This window comes from Roseovarius aestuariivivens (assembly GCF_004761875.1).
Taxonomy (GTDB): domain Bacteria; phylum Pseudomonadota; class Alphaproteobacteria; order Rhodobacterales; family Rhodobacteraceae; genus Roseovarius; species Roseovarius aestuariivivens.
This window is the reverse complement of the sequence record NZ_SJEY01000011.1, coordinates 16,293-42,061: the sequence shown is the minus strand read 5'-3', so window position 1 is coordinate 42,061 and position 25,769 is coordinate 16,293. Positions and strand designations below refer to the sequence as shown.

The 25,769-nt window shown below is 62.1% G+C and carries 20 protein-coding genes; 4 read left to right on the top strand and 16 right to left on the bottom strand.

What is annotated here, in order from left to right:
- The first annotated feature begins 21 nt into the window (after positions 1 to 21).
- A complete protein-coding gene (locus EZV60_RS16250) occupies positions 22 to 1,422 on the top strand; it encodes a Do family serine endopeptidase (RefSeq protein WP_135506796.1) in 1,401 nt (466 codons plus the stop codon).
- Between the two features lie 61 nt (positions 1,423 to 1,483).
- On the opposite strand, the gene EZV60_RS16245 is transcribed toward EZV60_RS16250, so the two are convergent.
- From EZV60_RS16245 to EZV60_RS16220, 6 genes are all read right to left on the bottom strand, one after another.
- The gene (locus EZV60_RS16245) at positions 1,484 to 2,041 is read right to left on the bottom strand and encodes a DUF1643 domain-containing protein (RefSeq protein WP_135506669.1); all 558 of its coding nucleotides are present in this window, start codon (positions 2,039 to 2,041) and stop codon (positions 1,484 to 1,486) included.
- 5 nt (positions 2,042 to 2,046) lie between these two features.
- Positions 2,047 to 2,967 carry a tRNA pseudouridine(55) synthase TruB gene (gene truB, locus EZV60_RS16240; RefSeq protein WP_135506668.1) on the bottom strand — a complete coding sequence of 307 codons (921 nt, stop codon included), beginning with the start codon at positions 2,965 to 2,967 and terminating at the stop codon, positions 2,047 to 2,049.
- Between the two features lie 61 nt (positions 2,968 to 3,028).
- Positions 3,029 to 4,429: an MATE family efflux transporter gene (locus tag EZV60_RS16235; RefSeq protein ID WP_135506667.1), complete on the bottom strand. Its 1,401-nt coding sequence runs from the start codon at positions 4,427 to 4,429 to the stop codon at positions 3,029 to 3,031.
- An 80-nt stretch (positions 4,430 to 4,509) separates the two neighbouring features.
- Positions 4,510 to 5,277, bottom strand: coding sequence for a phosphodiester glycosidase family protein (locus tag EZV60_RS16230; protein WP_135506666.1), 768 nt, complete (start codon positions 5,275 to 5,277; stop codon positions 4,510 to 4,512).
- A complete protein-coding gene (rbfA, locus tag EZV60_RS16225; protein ID WP_135506665.1) occupies positions 5,264 to 5,659 on the bottom strand; it encodes a 30S ribosome-binding factor RbfA in 396 nt (131 codons plus the stop codon). Before rbfA ends, EZV60_RS16230 begins: the two co-directional genes overlap by 14 nt.
- A gap of 61 nt (positions 5,660 to 5,720) precedes the next feature.
- Positions 5,721 to 9,302 carry a hydantoinase B/oxoprolinase family protein gene (locus tag EZV60_RS16220; protein ID WP_135506664.1) on the bottom strand — a complete coding sequence of 1,194 codons (3,582 nt, stop codon included), beginning with the start codon at positions 9,300 to 9,302 and terminating at the stop codon, positions 5,721 to 5,723.
- Between the two features lie 129 nt (positions 9,303 to 9,431).
- On the opposite strand from EZV60_RS16220, the gene EZV60_RS16215 reads away from it, so the two are divergent.
- Together EZV60_RS16215 and EZV60_RS16210 are read left to right on the top strand one after the other, a co-directional pair.
- Positions 9,432 to 9,848 carry a protein tyrosine phosphatase family protein gene (locus tag EZV60_RS16215; protein ID WP_135506663.1) on the top strand — a complete coding sequence of 139 codons (417 nt, stop codon included), beginning with the start codon at positions 9,432 to 9,434 and terminating at the stop codon, positions 9,846 to 9,848.
- The gene (locus EZV60_RS16210) at positions 9,845 to 10,561 is read left to right on the top strand and encodes a 2-dehydro-3-deoxygalactonokinase (protein ID WP_135506662.1); all 717 of its coding nucleotides are present in this window, start codon (positions 9,845 to 9,847) and stop codon (positions 10,559 to 10,561) included. The genes EZV60_RS16215 and EZV60_RS16210 overlap by 4 nt, the downstream gene beginning before the upstream one ends.
- Positions 10,562 to 10,608: 47 nt before the next feature.
- Here EZV60_RS16210 and EZV60_RS16205 read toward each other — a convergent pair whose 3' ends face one another.
- Genes EZV60_RS16205 through EZV60_RS16190 form a run of 4 tightly spaced genes read right to left on the bottom strand, consistent with a single transcriptional unit; the run spans position 10,609 to position 14,484 of the window.
- Positions 10,609 to 11,541 carry a metal ABC transporter permease gene (locus tag EZV60_RS16205; RefSeq protein WP_135506661.1) on the bottom strand — a complete coding sequence of 311 codons (933 nt, stop codon included), beginning with the start codon at positions 11,539 to 11,541 and terminating at the stop codon, positions 10,609 to 10,611.
- Positions 11,538 to 12,737: a metal ABC transporter permease gene (locus EZV60_RS16200; protein ID WP_135506660.1), complete on the bottom strand. Its 1,200-nt coding sequence runs from the start codon at positions 12,735 to 12,737 to the stop codon at positions 11,538 to 11,540. Before EZV60_RS16200 ends, EZV60_RS16205 begins: the two co-directional genes overlap by 4 nt.
- Positions 12,737 to 13,519 (bottom strand): metal ABC transporter ATP-binding protein, encoded by a 783-nt coding sequence (locus tag EZV60_RS16195; RefSeq protein ID WP_135506659.1) that lies wholly within the window; start codon positions 13,517 to 13,519, stop codon positions 12,737 to 12,739. Before EZV60_RS16195 ends, EZV60_RS16200 begins: the two co-directional genes overlap by 1 nt.
- 2 nt (positions 13,520 to 13,521) lie before the next feature.
- A complete protein-coding gene (locus EZV60_RS16190) occupies positions 13,522 to 14,484 on the bottom strand; it encodes a metal ABC transporter solute-binding protein, Zn/Mn family (RefSeq protein ID WP_135506658.1) in 963 nt (320 codons plus the stop codon).
- A gap of 403 nt (positions 14,485 to 14,887) precedes the next feature.
- Between EZV60_RS16190 and deoC the strand changes: the two genes are divergently transcribed.
- Positions 14,888 to 15,796: a deoxyribose-phosphate aldolase gene (gene deoC, locus EZV60_RS16185; protein ID WP_135506657.1), complete on the top strand. Its 909-nt coding sequence runs from the start codon at positions 14,888 to 14,890 to the stop codon at positions 15,794 to 15,796.
- Between the two features lie 71 nt (positions 15,797 to 15,867).
- On the opposite strand, the gene EZV60_RS16180 is transcribed toward deoC, so the two are convergent.
- The 6 genes from EZV60_RS16180 to EZV60_RS16155 form a co-directional block, all read right to left on the bottom strand.
- Entirely contained in the window at positions 15,868 to 16,560 is a 693-nt protein-coding gene (locus EZV60_RS16180) for an SGNH/GDSL hydrolase family protein (protein WP_135506656.1), read from the bottom strand.
- Positions 16,557 to 17,630 (bottom strand): GSCFA domain-containing protein, encoded by a 1,074-nt coding sequence (locus tag EZV60_RS16175; RefSeq protein ID WP_135506655.1) that lies wholly within the window; start codon positions 17,628 to 17,630, stop codon positions 16,557 to 16,559. The genes EZV60_RS16180 and EZV60_RS16175 overlap by 4 nt, the downstream gene beginning before the upstream one ends.
- Positions 17,631 to 17,747: 117 nt before the next feature.
- Positions 17,748 to 18,722, bottom strand: coding sequence for a hypothetical protein (locus EZV60_RS16170; RefSeq protein WP_135506654.1), 975 nt, complete (start codon positions 18,720 to 18,722; stop codon positions 17,748 to 17,750).
- Positions 18,719 to 19,696, bottom strand: coding sequence for a hypothetical protein (locus EZV60_RS16165; protein ID WP_135506653.1), 978 nt, complete (start codon positions 19,694 to 19,696; stop codon positions 18,719 to 18,721). The genes EZV60_RS16170 and EZV60_RS16165 overlap by 4 nt, the downstream gene beginning before the upstream one ends.
- 9 nt (positions 19,697 to 19,705) lie before the next feature.
- The gene (locus EZV60_RS16160) at positions 19,706 to 20,551 is read right to left on the bottom strand and encodes a sulfotransferase family protein (protein ID WP_135506652.1); all 846 of its coding nucleotides are present in this window, start codon (positions 20,549 to 20,551) and stop codon (positions 19,706 to 19,708) included.
- Positions 20,552 to 20,842: 291 nt separating this feature from the next.
- Positions 20,843 to 25,738 (bottom strand): calcium-binding protein, encoded by a 4,896-nt coding sequence (locus EZV60_RS16155; protein ID WP_135506651.1) that lies wholly within the window; start codon positions 25,736 to 25,738, stop codon positions 20,843 to 20,845.
- Between the last annotated feature and the right edge of the window lie 31 nt (positions 25,739 to 25,769).

Genomic DNA, 25,769 nt, shown 5'->3' with positions numbered 1-25,769 from the left:
GTCTGGCTCACGGCCTTGGCCATGGCCCTCGTGATCGCACAGGCGATCGCGGCACAGGCCCGGCCCGAAAGTTTCGCCGACCTGGCTGAAAAGATCAGTCCGGCGGTTGTCAACATCACCACTTCGACAGTGGTGGCCCAAGGCACCGGCCCTTCGCCAATTGTGCCTGAAGGCTCGCCGTTCGAAGATTTCTTCCGCGAGTTCCAGGATCGCAACCGCGACGGCGACCGGCCGCGACGCAGCTCTGCTCTTGGCTCGGGCTTCGTGATTTCCGAAGACGGTTTCGTCGTGACCAACAATCACGTGATCGAATCCGCAGATGAAATCGTGATCGAGTTCTTCTCGGGGCAGGAGCTTGTCGCAGAGGTGATAGGCACCGACCCCAAGACGGACATCGCACTTCTGAAAGTCGAGGCCGATGAGCCTTTGCCGTTCGTCAGCTTTGGCGACAGCAATACCGCCCGCGTCGGCGACTGGGTCATGGCCATGGGCAACCCGCTCGGCCAGGGCTTTTCGGTCTCCGCCGGGATCGTGTCTGCGCGCAACCGCGAACTTAGCGGCACCTATGACGACTACATTCAGACCGACGCGGCCATCAACCGAGGCAACTCGGGCGGTCCGCTTTTCAACATGGACGGTCAGGTGATCGGCGTGAACACTGCCATCCTGTCGCCCAACGGCGGCTCCATCGGCATCGGCTTTTCCATGGCCTCGAACGTTGTCACGCGCGTGGTCGACCAGCTCCAGGAATTCGGTGAGACGCGCCGTGGCTGGCTGGGCGTTCGTATTCAGGACGTGACAGAGGATGTGGCAGAGGCCATCGGTCTTGAGAAGGTCGCCGGCGCGCTCGTAACCGACGTCCCCGAAGGACCTGCGGCAGAGGCGGGTATGGAATCCGGTGATGTCATCATGAAGTTCGATGGCTTCGACGTGGAGGACACCCGCGGTCTCGTGCGCCGCGTCGGCAACACGACGGTGGGCAAGACAGTGCGCGTGGTGGTTTTCCGCGAAGGCAAAACCAAGACCCTGCAGGTAACGCTTGGCCGCCGCGAAGCTGCCGAAGGTGTCGTGCCGGCCGCGCAGATCGAGGAAGAGACCGAGGATCAGTCGGAGGCAACCATTCTCGGCATGACCTTGTCGCAGCTCAATGACGAATTGCGGGGGCAGCTCGACATGGGAGCTGACTCCACCGGTCTTGTGGTCACGGATATCGACCAACTGTCGGAAGCTTACGAAAAAGGTATGCGCGCCGGAGACGTGATCACCGAGGCCGGCCAGCAAAAGGTCACGGGCATCTCGGATCTTGAAGATCGCATCGCGGACGCGAAGGAAGCCGGGCGCAAGTCGCTTCTGCTTCTGGTGCGCCGTGCCGGCGAGCCGCGTTTCGTCGCCCTGTCTCTGGAAGAAAAAAGCGACGAATAAAGGGCCGTCCAACCCAAGGCCCTTACCTCGGCGGGCGTCTCTGGCGACAGGGGCGCCCGTTTCATGTCTGAAGGGGGTAGGAAATCAGCCCAGCATCCTTGCGCAGGTAGAGCGGGTGCTTGGCCGACCCGTCCTTATTGAGGCCAAAGCATTTGAGGGCTGTGCCGGTTGCTGCTACCGCTGCAACCGTCTCACGCACGATCCCGCCATATCGTTTGTGCAATCGTCCGTAAGCCATCACAACCAGTTCTGCTTCCTCCGCCATCTCGACCAGCGCAGGAATATTTGAACGGCTTGCCGCCAACTCCGGCGCGGGAAGATCGCGCGGCGACGTTGCCCGCCAATCCAGCACATTGCCTTTGAGATAGCGGGTAAAGCCCCAGTCACGGGAGAATACCAATTCGCGGTGACAGGTCGGGTCAGAGGCCTCGGCATCGGCAACTGAAGGGTTCATGCCCACGAACAGAACGGCCCGCGGGGCCGCGCCTTTCGGCGTCCAGTCGCGGCGCAAAACCTGCCGGTACCGCCCGCAATCGGAGAAGACTGCCTCTCCGGTCACGCCCTCGGGCAAGCGCAGCCGAACCTTGCCGCCCGGATCATGCGCATCTTCCCCGGCCATATCGATCAGGCACCTGCCGGGGCAGTATTGAACACACGGCTCGGGTGCAATTCGCCGCCTTTATACCGGCCCACCGCCACTGCACGGCCCTGATGCGCGGCCCAGCATTCCTCGCCATAGGCCACGTCCGACGCGATCACAGGCCCCGGATTGCCATTTCGCAGCTGAGCCGCGGCCACGTCGGCGCAGTCCACGCGAGGCAAATCTGCCAGCCCTTGCTCCAGCGGCAGAACATGCGCATCAAGCGCGGGATCCTGCGCCAGACTCTCGATTTCGTCTATGCTCAGGGCGCTTTCGACCTCGAACGGTCCCGACCAGATCCGGCGTAGCGTGACAACGTGGCCATGGCATCCCAGTGCCTCTCCCAAATCTCGCGCAATAGACCGCACGTATCCGCCTTTGCCGCAGATCATCTCAAGCTCGACGTGATCCGGGTCTGGTCGGTCGATCAGAACCAGTTCCTCCACCCAAAGTGGCCGTGCCTCGACATCGAACTCCTCGCCATCGCGCGCCCGCTTGTACGCCCGCTCGCCGTCGATTTTCACGGCGGAGAATTTCGGCGGGACCTGTTGGATGTCGCCCACGAACCGCCCAAGCGCAGCCTTGATGTCCTCGTCCTCAGGGCGCGCCGGGCTCGTCGCGATCACCTCGCCCTCGGCATCGTCCGTATTGGTGGATTGACCAAGCCGCACGGTAAACCTGTAGGCCTTCAACGCATCGGTAATGTAGGGCACAGTTTTCGTCGCCTCACCCAGCGCCACCGCCAGCACACCGGTCGCTTCGGGATCAAGTGTGCCAGCGTGACCGGCTTTCTTCGCCCGCAGCGCCCAACGAACCTTGTTGACCACCGCGGTCGATGTAATGCCTGCAGGTTTGTCGATCACCAGCCAGCCGGAAATATCCCTGCCCTTGCGCTTGCGTGCCATGGCGCGTCCATCCTGATCCGTGTCGCTGAAGACGGCGGCGTAGCGTAGGCGCGGACGCCTGTCAATTCGCTGACGCGGGCCCGCGCCAGTCGATCCAGCCCGCAACGCGGCGAAATGGCGCCCAGTCCACGGCATTCAGCCCGACCAGACGGCAGACCACGATGGCGCAGAAAGCCCCAAGGATATTGGCGGAAAGCACACCCAGCAGAACCCCGGTATATCCCGCGGTCCAAACGCCAACCCAGACAAACGGCACGGTCAGGGCAAAGACCCGAAACACGCTCACCCCCATCGAATACAGCGCCTTGTCCCGCGCGTTCATGGCCGCGTTGGCTGTAATCACGATGCCATAGGCAAAAAAGCCCCACCCGGCGATGCGTAAATAAAGCGCGGCATAGTCCGCCGCACTGTCCCCGTTGGTCATGACGTTCGCGATGGGGTTGGCAAAGAGCGCCACCAGCGCCGACAGGCTCAGCCCGATGCAGAGACACCACAGGAACACGACTCGCAGCGCCTTGCAGGCGCGTGTCGTGTCCTGCGCGCCCCAGGCCTGACCGATAACAGGGCCAATGCCCGAGGACAGCGCCAGCAGCGGCACGATCACGAGGCTCTGGACCCGGCCTGCCGCACCGAAACCGGCCACGGCGGCATCGCCGACAACGGCGACCGCCGCGGTGACGATGGCCATGCCCGCGGGATTGATGGCATTTGAGATAGACGCCGGCGCGCCGATACGTGCGATATGCTTGAATGACGACATCACGTTGCGCAGCGGGTTGCAATCGAGACGGATCGCACCTGTTTTGACGGCATAGATCAGCAGTCCGAGAAACCCGAGGATCCGCGCCAGCCCCGTTGCAACGCCTGCGCCCTGCGTGCTCATCTCCGGCACAATGCCCCAGCCGAATATAAAGATCGGGTCCAGCACGACGTTCATCACGGACTGGATGACCATCACCGTCGCGGCGACCTCTGCGCGGCCCGCCGCACGGAAAACCGCGTTGAGCGACATGCCCGTGACAAGAAAGGGAAAACCGAGGCACCAGTACGGTACGTAAGAAATCGCCTCTTGCAGAACCTTGTCTTTCGCGCCCATCAGCGCAAAAAACCCTGGCGCGATCAGGTAGAAGACAAGCGCCGCCGCCGTCGACAGGAGCGCCGCAAGCGCCATCGCGTGCAGGGTCATGCGATATCGCCCGGCGTCGCTTTCGCCTTCGCCGATGGCCTGCGAGACGACGGTGTTCGTTCCCGCCGCAAGCCCGATAGAGAGCGAGGTGAGGGTCGTGATCACCGGAAAGATAAAGGCAATAGCCGCCAGCGCAGCCTCGCTTGACCGTGCAAGGAAAAATGCATCGGCGATTCCCACCGAGAGCACGCCAAGGATTCCAAGTGTCATCGGCGCGCTGGTGGCGATCAACGCCCTCCAGACAGGTCCTTCATTCAAATTGCGGTCGCGGCTCATGGGCAGGGTCCTTGCATCGGCATTCCCGAGTGATAGTGCGGCCGCCGTCCAAGTCCATGAATGCCACGTGTTACGCGGCGCTATGACCCATCGCCGACCACGCCCACGATCGGTCCCATGGGCAGACCGCCGTCATGGCGCCCAAGCCCCGGCGCAAACAACTTCGAGATATTCCCGTCGAAATAAAGCGCCTGCGGCAGGCGCAGAACATCGCGAAACAGTCTCCCGAAAGCATGAAAGGTTACAGGCGCCTCGGAAATCGCGAACCAGATGTTGCGCCCGTCCTTATCCGTGCCAACCCCATTGCGAATGTAACGGCTGTCGCTTTTGGGCAAAAAGCGCGGATGCAGTTCGCTGTCGATCACGAGCATTGGCCCGGACTGCGTCGCAAACCGGCACTCGGGCGCCTCGCGTTGGAAGCGAAGGGTTTCGATCACGTCGGCGCGGGTCTCGCGGATACAGAAGACACCATTGGGAAGCAGGCCGAAATTTCCGGGTCCGTCGCGCGTGATCAGCGGTGCGATCTGCTTGCCGTTCTCAACGTAAAGACCCACCGGGCTGCGATCTTGGTGGTACATGCCGGCATTCATGCCAAAGCGAAGGACCTTGCCCTCGGCGTGAAGCTGCTCGGCTACGTTATCGAAGCTGCCGAACGGCCGGTCCTTGCGGTCGTCATTGAGAAAAAGGCGAATTTCTTGCTGGCTCGCATCGACCTGGCAGACGGAATACCGGTCGCCCTCGAATTCGATCCTCTGGCAGTCGATGGCATCGGCATGGCCCTGCACGGTGCCCGCGGCAAGAATGACGAGCGCGGGCAAGAACCGGCGCAGGGGGCTACTTCTCAACATCCCGCTTCACGCGCTCGTCCTCGAAAAGCCGCCGCGTCTCGTCTAGCTGGTCGAAGGTTTCATCCAGCCGGAACCGCAGATCCGGCGCGAATTTGAGCGCCAGCTTTTTTCCAAGGATCCGGCGCAGCTCGCCCTTGTTGCGCGACAGCAGGCCGATGATCTCATCCTGGCCTTCTCCACCAAGCGGTAGCACAAAGGCCGTCGCGATCTTCAGGTCGGGCGATGTGCGCACCTCGCCCACCGTCACCGACAGGCGGTTCAGTTCGGGGTCGTGGATATCGCCGCGCATCAGCACATCCGACAGCGTCCGCCGGATCTGTTCACCCACCCGCAACTGCCGTTGCGACGGGCCGGGACCATCGTGGAATTTGTTCTTTGCCATGATCCCCATCTAAGCCTTGGCAGGCGTTTTGCCAAGCGATGCGCGCCGCCGTCTGCCGGACCTATCCGTTTGGCGTACCCCAGCCGCCGCCGCCCGGCGTCTCCATGCCGAAAACGCTGCCGGCAGGCAGATCGATTTCGTCGTTACCCGCCATGGTCCGGATCTCGCCATCCGGCAGTTCGGCCCAGTTGCGCCCCACTGCCCCCGGCTCGCCGCCATCCACGCCAAAAGGCGGGATGCGCCGGTGATTGCTCAGGGTCGTAACCGTCACAGGCTCGAGAAACCGTAGCCGCCGGACAAGACCATCGCCACCGCGATGCGCGCCCGCCCCACCCGATCCGGGCCGCACGGCAAACGTCTCGAGCCGGACCGGAAACCGCAGTTCCAAAACCTCGGGATCGGTCATGCGGGTGTTCGTCATATGGCTCTGTACCGCGTCGCAACCGTCGAAATCCGGCCCGGCGCCGGTGCCGCCAGCGATGGTCTCGTAATTCTGGAAATGGTCATTCCCCCAGACGAAATTGTTCATTGTCGCCTGACTTCCGGCAATCACGTGCAGCGCGCCATAAAGCGCATTGCAGGTGGCCTGGCTGACCTCCGTATTCCCGGAAATCACCGCCGCCGGGTATACCGGATTCAGCATCGAGCCTTCGGGAATCACGATGTTCAAAGGTTTAAGACACCCTTCGTTCAGCGGAATATCCGCCCCCACCATTGTGCGGAACACATAGAGCACGACAGCCCGGCATATCGACCTGGGGGCATTGTAATTGCCCTCTTGCTGTCCGCTCGTGCCCGTGAAATCGATCGTAGCCTCGCGCGCGCTTTGGTCCACGGTCACGGCGACCTCGATCGTCGCGCCGTGATCCATCGGATAGCTGAACCGCCCATCGCGGAGCCGGTCGATCACCCGGCGCACGCTTTCCTCGGCATTGTCCTGCACGTGGCCCATATAGGCGTGCACGACATCGGCGCCATAGGTCTCGACCACCTTCATCAATGCCTGTCGCCCGGTCTCGTTTGCGGCCACCTGCGCCTTCAGATCGGCCATGTTCTGGCCCACGTTGCGGCATGGATACCGGCCAGAGCGCAGCACCGCCTCGGCTTCGGCCTCCAGAAAGGTGCCCTGATCAACCAATTGAACATTGTCGATCAGAACGCCCTCTTCCTCGATGTGCCGGCTGTCAGGCGGGGCACTACCGGGCGTGCGACCGCCAATGTCGGCGTGATGCCCGCGCGAGCCCAGCCAGAACGCCGGCTTTCCATCCACGAAGACCGGCGTGACCACCGTTACATCCGGAAGATGCGTCCCGCCGCGATAGGGTGAATTGAGCATGAAGGCGTCGCCGGGCCGTACCTCGGGGTTCAGCCGCATCATCGTCTTGATCGAGTCCGACATGGAGCCCAGATGCACCGGCACGTGCGGAGCATTGGCCACCAGATCGCCCGCCTCGTCGAAAATCGCGCAGGAAAAATCGAGCCGCTCCTTGATATTGACCGACATCGACGTGTTGGCGAGCGTTGCACCCATCTGGTCCGCGACCGACATGAAGAGGTTGTTGAACACCTCCAGCAGCACCGGATCGGCCTCGGTCCCCGCGGCCAGGTCGCGCCGCTTCTCCGCGTGACGTTCAAGGATCAGGTTGGCATGCAAATCCACCCGTGCGGACCAGCCGGGTTCGACCATGTTCGTGCCTGTGGGTTCGGTAATGATCGCCGGCCCTTTGAGGGTCTGCGCAGGATCAAGATGCTCCCGGCCGTAAATCGGCACATCCCGCCAATCGCCCTCGCAATAGACCGGCACCTTGGCTACCGACGCTCCGTCGCCCTTTGGCACTTCGGGTTGCGCGACCTCGCCGACCTCGCCCATCGCCTCCACGTCGATCATCTCGATGAAGATTGCCCGCTCGGGCGAGGCGAAGCCGAACCGCGCCTTGTGCAGTGTTTCAAAAGCGTCCCGAGCGCTCTCGCTGTCGGCAAGCTCCACTGGCAGCGTCTGATGTGAGCCCTCGTAGCGCAGATGGACCCGCTCTCGCGTAGTGATGCCGGTGCCGCCCTGCGCCTCGACCTCTGACCGCGCATCGCGGGTTAGCCTGTCTGCCAGCTCTTGCGCGCCATCAAGGCGGCTCAACGGGGCATCATATTGTGCCTCGCGCATCGCCGTGATCTGGGCAAGTCCCATACCGTAAGCTGACAAGACGCCTGCGTATGGATGGATGAGTACCCGTCGCATCCCCAACGCGTCGGCCACAAGGCAGGCATGCTGCCCACCGGCGCCGCCAAAGCACTGCAGCGTATAGCCCGTGACGTCATGGCCCCGTTGGACCGAGATTTTCTTGATCGCATTCGCCATGTTGTCGACGGCGATCCGCAAGAAGCCTTCCGCCATTTCCTCGGGGCTGCGGGGCGTCTCGCCCGTCTCTTGCGCAACAGTGTCGGAAAGATCGGCGAATTTCGCGCGCACGACCTTGGCATCCAGAGGCGCGTCGCCGCCCACTCCGAAGACGGCGGGAAAATGATCCGGATTCAGCTTGCCCAGCATGACGTTGCAATCCGTGACCGCCAGCGGCCCGCCGCGCCGGTAACACGCTGGGCCCGGATCCGCGCCGGCACTTTCCGGGCCGACCTGGAACCGCCCATCTTCGAATTTGCAGATGCTTCCGCCACCAGCCGCAACCGTATGGATATCCATCATCGGCGCGCGCATCCGTACGCCTGCCACCTCGGTCTCGAAGGATCGCTCATAGGTCCCGGCATAGTGGCTCACATCCGTGCTGGTGCCTCCCATATCGAACCCGATCAGCCGGTCGAACCCGGCCTGCTCCCCGGTCTCGACCATCCCTACGATCCCGCCAGCGGGACCAGACAGGATCGCATCGCGCCCTTGGAACCGGTGCGCCTCTGTCAGCCCGCCATTGGACTGCATGAAGAGAAGCCGCTCACAGGCGCGACCCAGATCGAGAGCATCGGCGACCTGATCCACATAGCGCCGCAGAATTGGCGAAAGATAGGCATCCACCACGGTCGTGTCCCCGCGACCCACCAATTTGGCAAGCTTCGACACCTCTGCGCTTGTCGAGATCTGCGTGAATCCGATCTCGCGCGCCATCTGCGCCACGCGGTCCTCGTGGGCGGGGTTGAGATAGGCGTGCAGTCCGGCAATCGCGATCGCCCGGATGCCACTGTCATACGCGGCTTGCAACGCGGCGCGCAGCGGCCCCTCGTCCAGGGCGCGCACGACGCCGCCTTCCGCATCCAACCGCTCGTCCATTTCGACCACGTCGTCATAAAGAAGATCGGGCCGCCGGATCTCAAGGTCGAACAGGCGCGGCCGCGTCTGGTAGCCGATCTTCAAGAGATCCCGGAACCCCTTGGTGATGACCAGCAGAACTCGCTCCCCCTTGCGCTCAAGCAACGCATTCGTGGCCACGGTGGTACCCATCTTCACCGCGCTGATGCCATTCTCAGGAAAATCGCCGGTTACGCCCATGACCTCGCGGATGCCCTGCACCGCGGCGTCGCGATACCGCTCCGGGTTCTCGGACAAAAGCTTGTGCGTATGCACCGCACCGGTCGGATCCACTGCAACGATATCGGTAAACGTGCCGCCGCGGTCGATCCAGAATTCCCACGTGCCCTGCATGCGTTGCCCCTTCCTGATACCTCGTCACGTTCCGGCGCATACCGGGGAATGTCAACGCGCCCGGCCATTGAAATCCCGATGCGTTTGCGCCCATAACGCTCGCACCGCCCAGAGCAAGGAGCCCGCGCCATGGATATCCGCCCGCTGACAGACGACTTCGCCGTCGCGCCTCAGATCGACCCGTCCGAACTGCCGCAGATCAAGGCCGCGGGATATGCCTCGATCCTGTGCAATCGCCCTGATGGCGAAGAACCCGGTCAGCCCAATTTTGCGACGATAGAAGCGGCGGCCAAGGCCGAAGGGCTGGAGGTGGCGTGGGTTCCCATCGTGTCTGGAATGGTCACGCCAGAGGCGCTTACCGATTTCGCCTCCGCACTTGAGGACATGCCAAAACCGATCCTCGCCTATTGCCGCTCGGGCACGCGCTGCACGATGCTCTGGACAATTGCGCGGCACGGCACGCTACCAGATACCGAATTGCAGGCCCGTACCGCGCAGGCCGGTTATGATATGTCCGGTCTTTTGCGGCAGTTGCAGGGGCGATGACTCTCTGGATCGCGTGCGGCCCAACCGGTCAGGGCGTGCGCGCGTTTGCCATGACCGCAGACCGCATCGTTGCCGAGGGGCAAGGCCCGGACGAGGCAACCGCGCTGCAGGACATGCCAGACGCGCCGTTCGTACGCATCGGCGACGGGCCGGCATCGCGCCTTCCCGCGTCGGTTCTGCCCGAGACAGGCAAAAGCCTCCCCGTTTGGGATCAGGACTCGCCTCCGGATATCATTGGTGCTTGGGTCCGGCTCTGGATCGCCGGGTTTCTTGCGGCGCGGCCGAACTGGGATGGCGTGATCTGCGCCAGTCAGGCCGATGTGACCCACTGGATCCATCTTAGCGCGAACGAAGCCGTAAGCTCCCAAAGCTTGCTGACGCCGCGCCTCGTTGCAGCACTAGACGGTGCGCCGACCGCAGATGCCAAAGCTTTGTCGGAAACGCTCTCTCGCCCGGAACGGCTCGCTGCCCATCTGCGCGCGGCAGAGGTCGCGGGCAGGCCGAAGGCGATCACCGGGCACCTTCTGGGAGCCGAATTGGCTGCGACGCGCCCCTATTGGCTGGGGCAGGAGGTCGCCGTGATCGCCGACAACCCCGAGCCCCATGTCGCGTCCCTGTCGGATCAAGGCGTGCCGGTCACGGCGCATGATCCGGAAACCCTGCTGCGCCCCGGGCTTGTCGCACTTGGCAGGGCGCTTAGGCTTTCCGACTGATATCTGAGGCGAACTTTGGATCGGCTATTCCCAATAGACCTGCGTGTTCAACCTGCCAAGCCGGATGCACCCACGCGCGACCGACACGGACCGAATACCGCCGCTCCTGCCAGGATCAATCCCGATACTGTCGCGATCATGCCCGCCGCGCTGACCGCGTTGTCGAAGCCAAGCCAAAGTGGGCCATAGCCGGCCAGGACGTAACCCAGAACCGCCGAGACCGTGGCGAAGAGCACCGACCAGCTGATTTGCGTCTCAAGGCGGTTGGTCATCATGCGCGCCGCCGCAGGTGGGCAGATGAACATCGCGATCACAATGATCGAGCCGACCGCGTCGAAGGCCGCTACCGCCGCGATGGCCGCAACAATCACAAGGCCCAGTCCGATCGCGCCCACGGGTAAGCCAAGAGAGCGGGCAAAGCCTTCGTCGAACGTCGAGAGTTTCAGCGGCCGCCAAAAAATCCAGGTCAGGAGTGTCACGAGCGCCAGCGTGATGGCCATCCGCGGCAGTTCCGGTGGCAGCCCGCGCAGGGCCGCAAGATCAAGCAACGACCCCCAGCCCAGCCCATCCAGCCAGATCAGGCTTTCGAGATTGCCGTAAAGCGCATGTTCGACATCAAGGTGAACCGACGATGTATCCGACTGCTCGAGCAGCAACACACCGGCAGCGAAAAGTGTGGTAAACACCACCCCCATCGCCGCACCCGGCTCGATTCCGCCCAAGCGCCGGATCGCCTCGATCATTCCGACGGCGACAAGGGCGGCGACGCCCGCCCCGATCATCATCGGCCATGCGGCCACAACGCCTGTGACCAGAAACGCCCCCACGATCCCCGGCAACACCACGTGACTGATTGCGTCCCCGATCAGCGCCTGACGTCTCAGCAAAAGAAAATTGCCCGGCAACGCGCAGGCCACCGCGGCGAAGATCCCGATTAGGATCGGGGGAAGCGACAGGGCAACGAACTCCTCGCCCATCATTGCGCCGCCTCAAGTCGCAAGCCGCGGTCAAGCGCGCGCAGCTGATCGGGTGTCAGGACCGTTTCCAGCGGGGTCAGCCCGTCGTAATGCGCCGCCGCTTCTTCATGCGCGGGATCCGACCGCAAAAGTTGCCAGCGGCGTTCGTCCAGCAGCGCTTGCGCGGCTTGCGCACGTCCGGCCTCTGTCGCCACACCGTCGGCCCGGATCAATCCTCGCGCGCGCATCAAACGCAGCGTTAGGCGCTCATAGATCGGTTGCCCCTGCGCCAACGCCAGAAGGCCCTGCCGCACGTGCACGCGCGCCTGGAACCGGCGGTGGCGCAAGACCGCCGCCAGCACCCCGCGCCCCGGCGCGAGCAAAAGCGAAATCGCGAACAGCCCGAAAGCGACAAGCACGATGATCGGGCCTGTCGGTAAATCCGGTGCCGTGGCCGAAACGGCGGCCCCGACATAACCGGACACGCCGCCGATGGTCCCGGCCAACCCGACAACGACGGTCACCCGTTCGCTCCAGAAACGCGCAGCGACCGCCGGAATGATAAGCAGCGCCACGATCAGGATCAGTCCGACGATCTTGAGGCCGACGACCGTGATCGCCAGCGCGAGCCCCATCATCGCAAGCTCGATCCGGCGAACATTCATGCCCGCCCCGGCGGCAAACTCCGGATCGAAGGCGACGATGGTCATGGGCCGACGCAGAAGCAGCGCCAAGGCCAGAACAATCGCACCGCCAAGCGCGATTACCAGCGCATCGTTCCAAAGCATCCCGGCGGTCGAGCCCAGAAGAAAGCTTTCGAGCCCGGCCTGCCGTCCCGCGCTCATCGTCTGGATCACCGTCAAAAGAACGATCCCAAGCCCGAAAAAGACAGACAGCACCGCCCCGATGGCCGCGTCCTCGGACAACCGCGTGCGCGTGGTAAGCGCCGAGACGCAAAGAAGCCCGACCGCGGAACTGAGCGCCGAACCCAAAAGCAGCCCCGGCAGAGCGCGTCCGTCTCCTCCCAACGCGACCATGGTGATAAACGCCAGCGCGACACCGGGCAGGGTGGCATGGCTGATCGCGTCGCTGACCAGCGCGCGCTTGCCAAGGAAGAGAAACGTGCCGGTTGCCCCGGCTGCGAGCCCCAGCAGGGCGGCACCGATCGTCACCAGCGTGGCGTTGTAGCCAAGCTGAAGCGTGATTGCTTCGAAAAACATCAGCCGAGCGCGTTCATCTGCGCGGTGGCCAGACGTCCGCCATAGGCTTCCTGCAGATTGCTCTGGGTGAAGACCTTATCGACCGGGCCCTCGGCAATGCGCGTGGTATTGATCAGGAAGACGCGGTCGAAATAATCCGGAACGGTACTCAGGTCATGATGTACCGCGACCACGGTTTTGCCTTGCTGGCGCAACTCCTTCAGCACGGAGATGATCGCCTTTTCCGTGGCTGCGTCCACGCCGGCAAAAGGCTCGTCCAGAAGGTAAAGGTCGGCGCCTTGCGCAAGCGCGCGGGCCAGAAAGACCCGCTGTTGCTGTCCGCCGGACAGCTGCCCGATCTGGCGTTCGGCAAAGCCGTCCATGCCAACCCGGCGCAAACAATCGAACGCGGCCTCCATGTGACGCGTGCGCACCCGGCGCAAAAGGCCCAGCTGGCGATACTGGCCCATCAGAACAACGTCGATCACACGCGCCGGAAAGTCCCAGTCGACACTGGCGCGCTGCGGCACATAGGCGATGCGTCCGCGCATCCGGTCGATCGGCGCGCCCCAGGCGCTGACCTGTCCCGACACGGGGCGCACGATTCCCAGCGCTGCTTTCAGCAACGTGGACTTGCCCGCGCCGTTTGGGCCCACGATGGCCGTCATCACTCCCGGCTCGAACCGTGCGTCGACAGAAAAAACCGCCGGTTTCTCTGCATAGGTCACGGTCAGCCCCCGGATTTCGAGGGGGCTCTGGGCGTCAGGCGCCCGGCCGGCGTCTCTGGCAAGGGTCAGGCCCATCCTCAGCTTTCCAGCCCGAGTTTACCGTCCATGCCTCGCTCCGGCACCCGGCCGCCAAGCGCGGCGGCGATGGTGGTCACGTTGTGGTCGATCATGCCGATATACGTGCCTTCGTAGCGACCCGGCTCGCCCATCGCGTCGGAAAAAAGCTCTCCGCCGATTTTCACGTCATGGCCTTGCGCCGCGGCCCCTTCGACCAGCGCGCGGATGTTACGGTCACTGACCGAGCTTTCCACGAAGACTGCGCCGATCTCACGCTCAACAAGCATGTCGGCGAGGGTTGAAATGCGATTCAGACCGGCCTCGGATTCGGTGGAAATTCCCTGGATGCCGACAACCTCAAACCCATAGGCTTTGCCGAAATATCCAAAGGCGTCATGCGCGGTCAGAAGTACACGACGCGTTTCGGGCACGGTTTGCAGCACGTCACGCGCGTAGAGCCCCAAGCGTTCGATCTCCTCCAGATGTGCAGCCGCATTGGCGCGGAACGCCGCCTCATGCTCCGGCGCGGTGTCGATCAGCGCGTCGCGAACTGCGTCAACCACATGCACCCACAATTCCGGCACCATCCAGACATGCGGATCGAACTTGCCGTCATAATCCTCGTGGCCGATCAGCCGGTCTTGCGGCACCGCTTCGCCGACCGCGATCACGCGCGTGCGGTCGGACAGCTTGCGCAGGAATTCTTCCATCTGCGCCTCGAGATAAAGGCCATGCCACAGCACCACGTCGGCACGCGTCGCGGCAAGGATATCGGTGCGCGTCTGCCGATAGGCATGCGGGTCCACACCCGGCCCCATAAGCGCACGCACATCGACAAGATCACCGCCCACCTGCCGTGCCGCGTCGGCAATCATGCCGGTGGTAGCGACCACAGAAATCTCAGACGCCGCTCGCAGAGGCGTGCCCGCCATCACGGCGGCCCCGATGGCAAGGCCAAGAACATGTCGGCGATCGGTGATCATAGAAGCTCCACTGCTGTTGGATAATTATGACTGTATATGAGAGTCATTCGCAAAAAGTCAATGATAATGAGAACCATTCGCAAAAAAGCCGTCAGAGAAGTAATTTCGAAAAAGCTGCACTTGTCGCTTTCGGCCAGCCGGACCACGGCCTGCCGCGCCTCCAATCGCGCCCGCCCAGAGTCTCGCCAGACAAAGCGCCAAGATATGCAGCAGGCGCCGAGGTGGAATCCGGCGCGGCGTCATAGGGTTTCTCCGTGGCGACGTCGAACACCTTGGTCTTCCATGTCGACGTGAGGATGTGCAGCCTGTTGGTTCAAGATGTGCAGATCGCGTGAATTGTCATGCTTGCCGATCGCCCCGGCGCGTGACACCAATCGAGAACACGAAGCTTCGAGGCAGAGCCATGCACGCAGAGCAGCCGCGCAACCCCGGGACACCTCTCGACCTTCACGCGGTAGAGGCCCGCGCCTTCGACGACACGCGGCTCGGGTCCGAGGCGCGGGAAATCGCCGCGCGTTTTGATCCGTCCCCGGACGATCGCACGCGCTGGCTTTTACGGGCCGTGGCCTGCATGGATCTCACGACGCTTTCAGGCGACGACACGCCCCAGCGTGTGCGGGCGCTTTGCGCGCGCGCGCGTCAGCCCATGCACGCCGACTTTCTTGAACGGCTCGGGGCCGCAGATCTGACCGTCGCCGCCGTCTGTGTTTATCACGCCATGATCGCCCCGGCGCTTGCGGCGTTGAACGGCTCGGGCATTCCGGTCTCCGCCGTCGCGGCGGGCTTCCCGCACGGCCTCTCGCCGCTTTCCGCCCGCGTGGCCGAGATCGAGGCGAGCGTCGCGGCAGGCGCCACCGAGATCGATGTTGTCATTGCCCGCCACCTCGCGCTCTCGGCAGACTGGCCTGCGCTATACGAAGAGATCCGCACGTTTCGCGAGGCTTGCGGTACGGCGCATATGAAAGTGATCCTCGCCACTGGAGAGCTGGGATCACTCTCCACCGTGGCCTGTGCGTCTCAGGTGGCGATGCAGGCCGGGGCGGATTTCATCAAGACCTCGACAGGCAAGGAAAAGGTAAACGCCACGCTGCCCGCCGCCCTCATAATGCTGCGCGAAATCCGCGGCTATCACGCCGCGACCGGATTTCGCGTCGGGTTCAAACCTGCGGGTGGCATTTCGACCGCCGCGCTGGCCCTAGATTACCTGGCGCTTGTGCGGGCCGAGCTAAGCGATGAATGGATTACGCCCGCACTCCTCCGGTTTGGCGCGTCGTCTCTTCTGGATGACATAGAGGCGAATCTGAGCGCGTGACTGGGATCAATGGCGCCGGACCGAAAAGAGCCCAACACATTGAGATACTCAATCAAGTTAGAAATGCGCGCTCACAAAATCTGTGTCATTGCGGGCAGTAAGGCCTTGTCGAATACAACGTGCCAATACTCTGCATTCATATGCAGCGCGTCGCCGGGCAGGGCATAGCGACGCCGTGTTCTGCCGTCTTCGGTAAAGAGTTCCGGCGGCATGTCGACATAAGTGATGCCTGCTTCTGCGCAGAAATCCGTCATCCGGTTATGATAGGCCTGCTTGAGCGGTTGCGGAACGTCGCCATAACGCTTGCCGACAGGTGCGGGATCCGGCAGCAGGAACGTCGGGCCGGAGACGAGCGGCGGGAAAAGCACCAGGGGTTCGTTGTACCAGCGGTGCCGAATTCCGCGCTCTGGGTCGTGAAAACGGCCCTCGATAGGCAGTTCCCGAAGCGTTCGCTCGACCACCGAAGAGGAATGCGGCACATCGCCGATGAAGGCCTTGAAGGGCTGAATATACTGGCCGATGAACACGGCTGCATCGAACGCGGCAAGATCGATCCGGCGCTCGGGCTCGTGGGCGTTACCGCTCACCACGGACCCCTCGACGGTGTACCGGCCACCCGCGCCGCTCCAGTCGCGGTTCCGTGGCCCACCGGTGACATAGAACTCCGCGTCGAATGCCCCAAGGGCGCCTGTGTCATGCGCCTCTTCGATCAGCGGGCGGGCATTGGCCAGATGCGATCCGCCACACCAAAGAATCTTTTTCATCGTGCGAATTGCTCCAGAAGCGCGTCTTCGCACTGCACGTCTTCGTCAAGTTGCGGAGCGACCGCCTCGGGTGTCGTGCGTGGCCTGGTAGAGGCCTCCGACTGTGGGCTGGCGGCGGTGCCATGGGCGTCGAAAAAGACCTTCATCACGGTCTCGACTCCTGTCGCTCGGACCGAGCGCAGGTTGCTTTCGTAAAACAGACCACGCGCCGCCGGATTGGTGATGATCTCGTAGGACGGGAAATAATCGATATTGGGCCGGCTTTCGAAATGGCCGGCCACCGCGCGCAGCACCGACTTTGAGTAGGTCGTCGCCTTGAGCACATGCCCGCCCGAGGCCGTCGCGGTAAGTGGTACCGGCGAGACGGTGAGAAGCACGCGGAAATTCCGTCCGCCCCGCATCTCTCGCGCCAGCGCAAGAAAATCGTCCAGATCACGGCGGATTTCGGCAAAGCCGAAATTCTTGAAGCGGACTTTATCAGGATCAAAGAATCCGGCGATTGTGCCCGGGGCCGTGGGATAGATCGTGCCGCTTTCGACATGCTCCCAGGCTTCCGTCAGGCCAAGGGTGAAAACGAAAAGATCCATCTGTTCGATCATCGCCCGGACGCGGGTCAGATGGTCACGCCGCTGGGCGCGCACCTCTTCAGCGGTTGGCAGGCCCTCTGGCTCCACCGCGGGCCGAAGTGCATCGTAAAAACGCCCGTCCTTTTCCCACACGATATCCTGCGGCTCGAAGGCGCCTGTCGCCTCTTGCAGCAGCTGAAGCAGCTGCCGTGCGGTGTAGATATTTCCGTAACGACAGGAATAGGTGCCGTAGCCGTAGGTCAGATGATCTTCTTCCGGCAGGCCGGGGGGGGCAGGCTCCATGTCCAGCACGCTGAATTTCCGCGCCCGCAGGTTGCGCGCGATATGCTGGGCAAAACAGCTGCCAGCCGTGGCCACCTGGGTTTTCTTCTGGATGCGCCACTTCCGGCTGTAAAGCCCTTCGAACTCGAACGGCGAGTGATGCGCAACACCTGCCGACCAGAAGGCCGACTCGGGCAGGCCTTTGTAGGGATTGTTGCTCATGATAGAACCTTTCCGCTGTTCAAAATTCAGGCATATGGCCCCTGTCAGATACGTCCCCAAGACATGAAGTCCGCCACATGAAACCGTGCTTCATTCTCTGACTTTTTTGCCACCCGATTAGCTTTCCCTTTGTACCTTATTTGAACAGAAGCGCGCTATGGCCTCCAGATGCTCTGCCGAAAACACATAGTCGGTCTGTTCGACGTCGAGAATGATCGAAGGATCAGGATCAAGAGACAGCCGGTCGTCGGCGTTTAGATACTGGTTGATCTTTGCGATCGCGTCCGAGTTGGATCTTTGAATGACCGAGATCGCACTTTGCGGCACAGTCAGCTTGTCCGACGGCAGATCCGGCAGCCTTTTTTCAAAAAGCTCCGAAATTCTGCCCGAGGGTTTGTTCCCGAATATCTTGTTCATATGTCGTTGCAACTCCAACTCCGCCAAAGTCAGGCTTCGGTTCACCTTGCTCGTCGCAAGTGTGGCGCGGGCCATGAACGCGTCTCTGTTTTCGGGCAGAACCAAAGACATGAACGACGCTTCGATACCGCCCGTCCTGCTGTAGTTCTTGATGACGAAATCGATGTCCCGTTTGGAAAGGATTTCCAGGAAAGTTCGGAGCTTTCGAAAGTTCCGATACTTTTTTGCGAACTGCGCGATGTTGTGGCTCTCGCCGCCGCGTTTGATCGACTGTCCCCAGCTTGAAACAAAGTGATCGTACACATCCCGGGTATAAATGATCACCGTCAAGGAATCCCGGAACTGCATCAGCTTGGAGATCAGGACGGACTTCTCGTCTATATATTCGTCTTTGAACAAAAGTTCGCTGGAAAATATCTCTCCGCCGTTCAGGTCATCGACGTCCAGAAACAACATCCCGTTGCCGGACATGCCAAGTTTGCCTGCCTCCCCGCCGCGACCAGTTGGATAGCTCAGGCCGAACTCTTCCAGAAGCGGGGCATTAACTTCCAAAAAGTCCTGCAGCGCGCTGGAGCCGGTCTTGCCATGGCCGACATGGAGAAAGCTTCGTCGCTTCTCGTTCATTTCAGGATCCTGCACAATTGACCGCTTGGCCGATGCCTCGGTACCGATCATATCATATTTTCGAGTTCTTCAACGGTCTGGTCCGGCACCGGGAAAGACGGATCCAGATACAAGATTGTTTTACTGCGCAATGCCGATTTTTTGGGCAGGGGCGCCATAAAGCGCGCACCATAGGTGGCCTCGACCGCGTCTTCCAGATGGGCGAGGTAGCCGCGCTGCGGGCGCAGCACGCTGGTTCTGGCATGGTCGGCGCAATGCGCTTCGAGATCCTTGAACGCCTGGCTTTTCTCGATCGCCTCGACATTCTTCATATAGGCGCGCCGCAACCGAGAGTCCGGTTTCTGGCCACGCAAGGCGGCACGAAGGTTGAGAACGCGCAGCGCCTCGATCCGTTCGGGCGGGTAGGACGCGTTGCGCCCTTTTTCCTCGACCCGCAACTCGTCGGGATCAAGTCCGACAAGCTGGCAGACCGGCCGCAACGCATCGCGAGGATCCTCTCCGATGGCGGCATAGGGATAAAGATGCAGCCGCTCAGACCCAAAAACCTGCGCCCAGTGCCCAAGCACCGTTTCCGGATTGACGAAGCCCAGCGTGCCTTTCTCGGTAAAGCCCATGACCGCCATCAGGTAATGCGGCCAGATGTCGAACGCCCCCTGCTTGATCGTCTCCTGCCAATGCGACGGCCAAAGTTCGTGGCATCCGCGGTAGTAGAACAAAATCTGGATATCCCAGTCGCCGAAGACATCGGCAAGACGGCCTATCTCGCGCGGATTGAGCTTTGTGAAATTCTCGGCGCTCAGCACCATCGTTTCGAAATCCGTGGCGGCATCGCGCAGGGCGTCAAGCGGCGCGGTCTCGGCGGCCTTCAAGGTGTGCACCGCCCGCTGATGGCCGGGGCCCACGCGCAGGACATCGGGATACCAGACACCACCCGAGCGAAGCACCTCGTCGTTGACCACCATGTTCGCCTGCAGGTAGGTCGAGGCGGTCTTGTGCGGCCCGATGTGCAGGAGAAGGCGTTTCATTCCCGACGCTCAGTCCTTGACGTCCGCGGGGCAATGCTTGGCAATCAGTCCATCCAGGTCCGACCAATGCGGCAGGGGCCGCTTGGTCATCTCCGAGACGAACCGGATATCCTCGCGGTAAAGCTCCAGCAAAGCGGCCACTTCCTGCGGTCGGATCACCGGCGGATCCGCGCGTTCCTCGGCGGTCCGTCGCTTCATCAGGCGGGCGCGGTAGTTGATCTTTTCGCCAAGATCGAGGCTGTCCATGTAACCGTCCGGTTCCTGCGCCTTGAGAAACCGCAGCACCTGCCGGATATAGCCCACCGGGTTTTTCGAGATGTCGTCGTAAAGCACCATGCACATATTGGCCGGGCTGAAGACCTCGACGAAGTGTTCCCAGTGCCGTTTGTAAAACCCAAGGTCGACGATCCCCATGGACGGATCGCACCAGAAAATGCCGCGCTTCTCCGGATTCCGGCCGACGGCGAAGTTGTGATAATAGGCTGATACCGCCCGGGACACCGGATCACGCAGCGACGCGATCATCCGCAGATCCGGCCCAAGCGCCGCATGCAGGCAGGTGGCGGTGTCATGGCCTGGCCTCGGGTTGCTGAAGGGCGAACCTTCGACCTTTTTCCAGAAGTAATGCGGCGTGGACTCTCCGATGAAGGTCTGATCTGTGACCGCGTCGAAATGCGCGAAATACTCCGCTTGCTTCTCTTCGTTCGAAACCTGGTCGGCATTGTTGAAGAAGTTCAGTTCCTTCGGTTCGCTCATGAAAAAATCGGGATGAAGGCTCAGCTGCTTGTGCAGCCAAGTCGTTCCCGATTTCTGTGCCCCGACAATGATGAGGTTCGGTTTCGTGACGCCGCTCACCGCCGCCTCCGCCTTGAATAGTCCATTGCTACGCCTCTAGCATGAAGGGTCTGAAGGGGAAAGGGCGCGCGACGGCACCGGCGCGGCGGACTGGATCTTCTGCCAAGACCGGCCGGCATGTCGCTTCGCCGTGAAATCAGCCGCTTCCGCAAATCGTTGTGCCAGTCCCCGAAATGCAGGCGTGACCCGGCCTGTCCCGACAAGGGCCGATGGCAATGTCACCGGCGCAAGGCTCAGCTTGCCCCTGTCAAACGGGTGCGCGGAATACGGCGCGGATGCCGGGCCGCCTCCTCAGAAGATCTCGATATCCGCCGCGGTCACTGTGGCATTCTGTTCGAAAGTGGCGATCAGAACCTGGTCATCCGCGCCCGTGCCATCGGCGTCGAACCAGAGCTGCCCCGAGGCCTGGTCGAAGATGAACCGGTCATTGGCGTCTGCTGCGGCGGTGCCTTGCGCAAACTGTCCCGCGGCCAGAACACCCGCCGCCATGTTTCCGAATTCCGAGCCTTTCATCAAAAGCTTGTCGCCCTCATTCGCCTCGTTGGTGTTGAAATCGATGATCCGGTCCACGTTGTCGGGGCCGATCGCGCGATCGAAGACGAAATTGTCCGCCCCGGCTTGGCCGCGCAACGTGTCCCGCCCTTCGCGTCCGATCATGAAATTTGCGAAGGGCGTGCCCACGATCACGTTGTCCAGATCGTTGCCGATCCCGTTGAAAATGGCCGGATCGCCATCCTTTGTATAGACGGTCTGCATGAAGAGGTTTTCCACGTTCGCCTCAAGCGCATAGCTGCGATAGGCAAGCACCACATCGACGCCTTCGCCGGCTTGTTCGACCACCGTGTCGCCCGGCGCGCGCACCAGATACCGGTCATCGCCAAGACCGCCCACAAGCGTGTCGTTGTTCTTGCCGCCGTCGAGGATGTTGTCGCCGTCATTGCCGGTGATGCGGTTCGTCAGGCCGTTGCCCGCGCCCACCCGGGCCGTGCCGGTCAGTTCCAGATCCTCGATATGGCTGCGGCCCATGCGGAAATCGACCGAGGAGATGACCGTGTCGTGACCCGCCCAACGGTTGCTTTCGGCCACCCGGTCACCGGCATCCTCCACATAGATCAGGTCCGAGCCCGGGCCGCCGTTGATCGTGTCGCTGCCGGCATCGCCGTAAAGCGTGTCGTCGCCAGCCGATCCAAAGACGTTGTCATTTCCGTCGCCGCCGCGCACCACGTCATTCGCGCGGCCGCCGTAAAGGATGTCGCGCTGCGTGTCGCCGAAAATATTGGTGCCGACATCGTCCCCGGATTTCACCGTATGAGACCGGTCGCCAGTCAGACGAACCTCTCTCGCGCCGTCGATGAATACGTTCTTGCCCCGCCCAAGCGGACCCACATCGAGCAGGATCGGCGTGCCAGTGTCGCCGATACTGAGATAAAGCTTGCCGCTGTTCGATTGTGAGACAAGCGGATTTTCGATGACCAGCCCGAGCGTGCCGATCAAGGACAGATCGAATTCCTCGACGCCGGAATATAGGCCGGTTTCGCCCAGATTGGCATTCAGCGAGGACTGGTTGATCACGACCGTATCGTAGCCGCGCCCGGCCTGCACTTCGAAGGCGGCGCTGTCCATGTGCACCCGGCTGACAGTGAACGTGTCTGAGCGGTTGGTGCCAAGGCCGAAGAACTCTGTGGCGCGCATCGCGATGGTCTGACCGCCTCCGCCATCCTCGCCAAAGGCGAAATTGTCCGCCGTCAGGGTGCCTGCGGTCACGTTGCGCAGCACCATGTGCCCTTCGGTGCCGAACTCCACCACGGTATCTGCGCCGGCCTGGGTCAGGCGGACATCCGCAAAGCGGGCATAGGCGGTGCCGCGCACCTCGATCGCGTCACCCCCGGCCCCGGCTTGGAAATCAAAGACAGTGTCGATCAGGTCGTCGTAATCACGGCGGAACGTATCGCGCCCCGACCCGCCGAAGAGGTTGTCGCCGGACAATCCGCCGACGATCAGATCATCGCCTGGCCCACCGCGCAGCGTGTCGTTGCCGTTGCCGCCATCGAGGACATCGGTGCCGTCCCCGCCTTCGAGACTGTCCTTGCCCTCGCTACCGCGCAGCGTGTCGTTGCCGCCATTGCCGCGCAGCGTGTCGTTGCCATCCTGACCATCGAAGAAATCATTACCCTGCTGGCCAATGCCCTCGTCGCTGCCGTCGCGTAGACGCACTTCGGCGCCGCCAGTGTTGGCCAGCACAACGTCCGACCGGTCGCCGGTTTGGGCGATGGTGAAGGTCACGGTATTGGCGCTGAGATCGGTGTTGGGATGAAGCCCACGCACACCCGGATGTACTGCCTGCCACTGCTCTGTCGAGCCGTCAGCGGGATAATCCATCGCCAGTCGGTCTACCTGGATGATGTTTTCATCGTCCATCGAGCCATGGAAGTTGATGTCGCGGTTCGAGAACGTCAGATGCAGCGAGTTATAATGCTCGGCATTGTAGGACGAGAACAGCACGGCGTGGCGAGCATCGGTACTGCTGAGATTCGTGAAATCATTGGCAAAGCTTTCCTGCAGCAGGAAATGATAGCCCGAAGAACCGTCCTTGTTATGCGCGCCCATCGCGGTCAGTTGATCGGCGGTCGTTTCATGCGCGCGCTGCCACTTGAAGGCATGGGACGCAGGATCTGTGACCGTGATCCGTTCCATCGAACTGTCGCGCACCCCGTCGAATTCAAGGGCGGCGATCGACGCCCATTTCGGCATGGTGTTCTCGAACAGGAACGGATCGGGCGCACCACCTGTAATACTCTCGAAATTACCCACGATCGAGAAATCCGACAGATGCACGTTTTCCAGGAAGGTATTCCGGGCGACGTTCGTGTCGCCTGCCGAGAAGGTATAGGGTGAGGCCTCGGCCAGAGTGGCCACGCCGTTCGCGTCGATCGAAACGATGCGCGACCGGAACTCGCGTAGGTAGTAGAGCTCGGCCTCGAGCTCGGTCGTTGTGGTCGGCTGGTTCCAGTCGATCCCGTCGGCATTGCCAAGATCGCCGGTTAAGGTCAGGTAGGCGTCATCGTTCGGCCTGAACAGGAAGATGAGGTCGCCGACCTGAAAGTCGTCGAATTCCTGGCCTGGATTCGCCAGACGTAACGCCGCGACATCGGGCAACTGTACCTGGTTCGACCCCTCAACGAGATCGACGGTCAGGCTGCCATAGCGGTCCTGTAGGCTGTCGGGATGCACGATGAGCGTTGGTCCCGGATTGGTCAATGGAATGTCGGTGCGGAAGATTGTCAGACCTTCACCCGCGCCTTCGACGGTGATGTCGCTGCGCGAGATCTCAAGGGTTTCAGTAATCGAGTAAGTGCCGGCCGCGATGCGGATGATAGCCCCCGCCGGCACGCCGTCGAAGAGCTGCTGAAGCTGGACACCAGTCGCGCCGGGAGAAACGTTGAAGAGCAGCGGATCCTCGCCGTTGAAGAGAAAGTCTTTATCATTCAGCTGGTTGGCCTGAACGTTTTCGATCGTCAGGTTCAACCCGGGAGCTGTCACACGCACATGTGCACCGACATTAGTGAGCGTGACATCGGCGATACTGCTAAGCGCGTCGAGATCGGTCAGGTCGATCCGCTCTACAAAATTGCTCGGGTCGTAATCCGCAATGACGGTGCCAAGTGCCCCGGTCTTCACGATATACTGGTCGAAATCTGCGCCACCGATCAACCGATTGGCCCCGGCATCGGCAATCAGGATGTCGTTGCCGATTCCTCCGTCCAGCTCGTCGTCGCCGGCGCCCGCGATCAGGCTGTCATTGCCATCGCCGCCGCGCAACGTGTCGTTGCCGCCGCCGCCCTGAAGCGTGTCGAACCCGGCATCGCCGATCAGCAGATCGTTTTTCGCACCGCCGATGATATGCGTCGCGTCGTTGCCGGACTGCACCCGGCCGCCGACCTCGTCGGACACCGACACCATCTGCCCTGCATTGGCCGAGGCCAGCGTTACAAGCCCCGTGCCTTCGACCACGACCTGATTGGCCGAGGTCACCCCGCGGCTGCCGTCGAGGCTTCGGGTGTTCAGATCGAGGTCCTGGGATCCGAACCGCACCAGGATCGACCCGGTGTCAGAGCGCGCCGCGATCTCGTCGTCGATCGTGACGGCGAGGTTGCCGGTCACGTTCGTCAGGTCAAGCACCTCGATCCCGCTCAATGCGTCAAGGCGCGCTTCGCCGAGATCTCGGTCGTTCGCGCCGAAAACCCGCAGCACATCGGTCCCCGAACCGCCGACAAGAGTATCCATCGAAGCGTCGAGCTGGTTGTTCTGGCCCATCAGATCGAAAAGGTCGTTACCCGCGCCGCCTGTGAAATTATCCGCGCCGCCGGAAAGCGTGAAGATCTGCGGCGTAGTCTGGCCGTCGAACAGGAAATCGGACGCCTTCAGCGCGCTGCTCGAGATGCCGTTGAGCGTGATGGTGGCCGCACTGCCGGGCAGCACAATGCGCGCGTTGCCTCCGTTGGCCGTAATCGCCAGGTCGCTGAATCCAACGCCGGTAAAGGCGCGCAGGTCGATCAGTTCGTAATTCGACGACCCTTCGAAATCGGTGATCATCACCGTTTCACCCTGCGAGATGACAAATCGGTCCGTGTCGGCGCCGCCGGTCAGCTGATTGGTGCCGGCCCCGCCGGTCAGCACATCCGCCCCGGCGCCACCCACGAAGGTATCGTTACCGCCATTGCCGGTGATCGTATCGTTGAGCGCCCCGCCGGTCACATTGCCCGCGACGCCGCTGGCGGTCTCGACCGCCTGGTCGGCATCGTAAAGCGTGACAGGTCCGGTCCCGTTCAGCCGGATCGTCCCGAACCCCGGTGTCAGATCGCGCAAATCAAGCGAAAGCGGATCACCGTCGAAAGTAAGCGTCAACGTGTTGAAATCGGATTGCGCCAACAGCGAGTCGTCAATCGAGAAGAGCGCCGAGCTGCCGGCGGTGGCGTCCAGTTCGTCGATACCGGCAAAGCCGATCATGCGCTGATAGGCAAAGGCGATGTCCGAGGTCCGTTCAAACAGGACCGTGTCATGTCCCGCGCCCAGATCAACTGTATCGGTCGCGGCGAGATTGGCGTTGTTGTTCGGCACTTCAAGCGTATCGGCGCCGCTCGTCCCGGTAAAGTTGTCGTCGCTCGTCGTGAGTCGGAAAGTCGCCATCTCTGTCTATTATCCCCTGCGAAGATTGGTT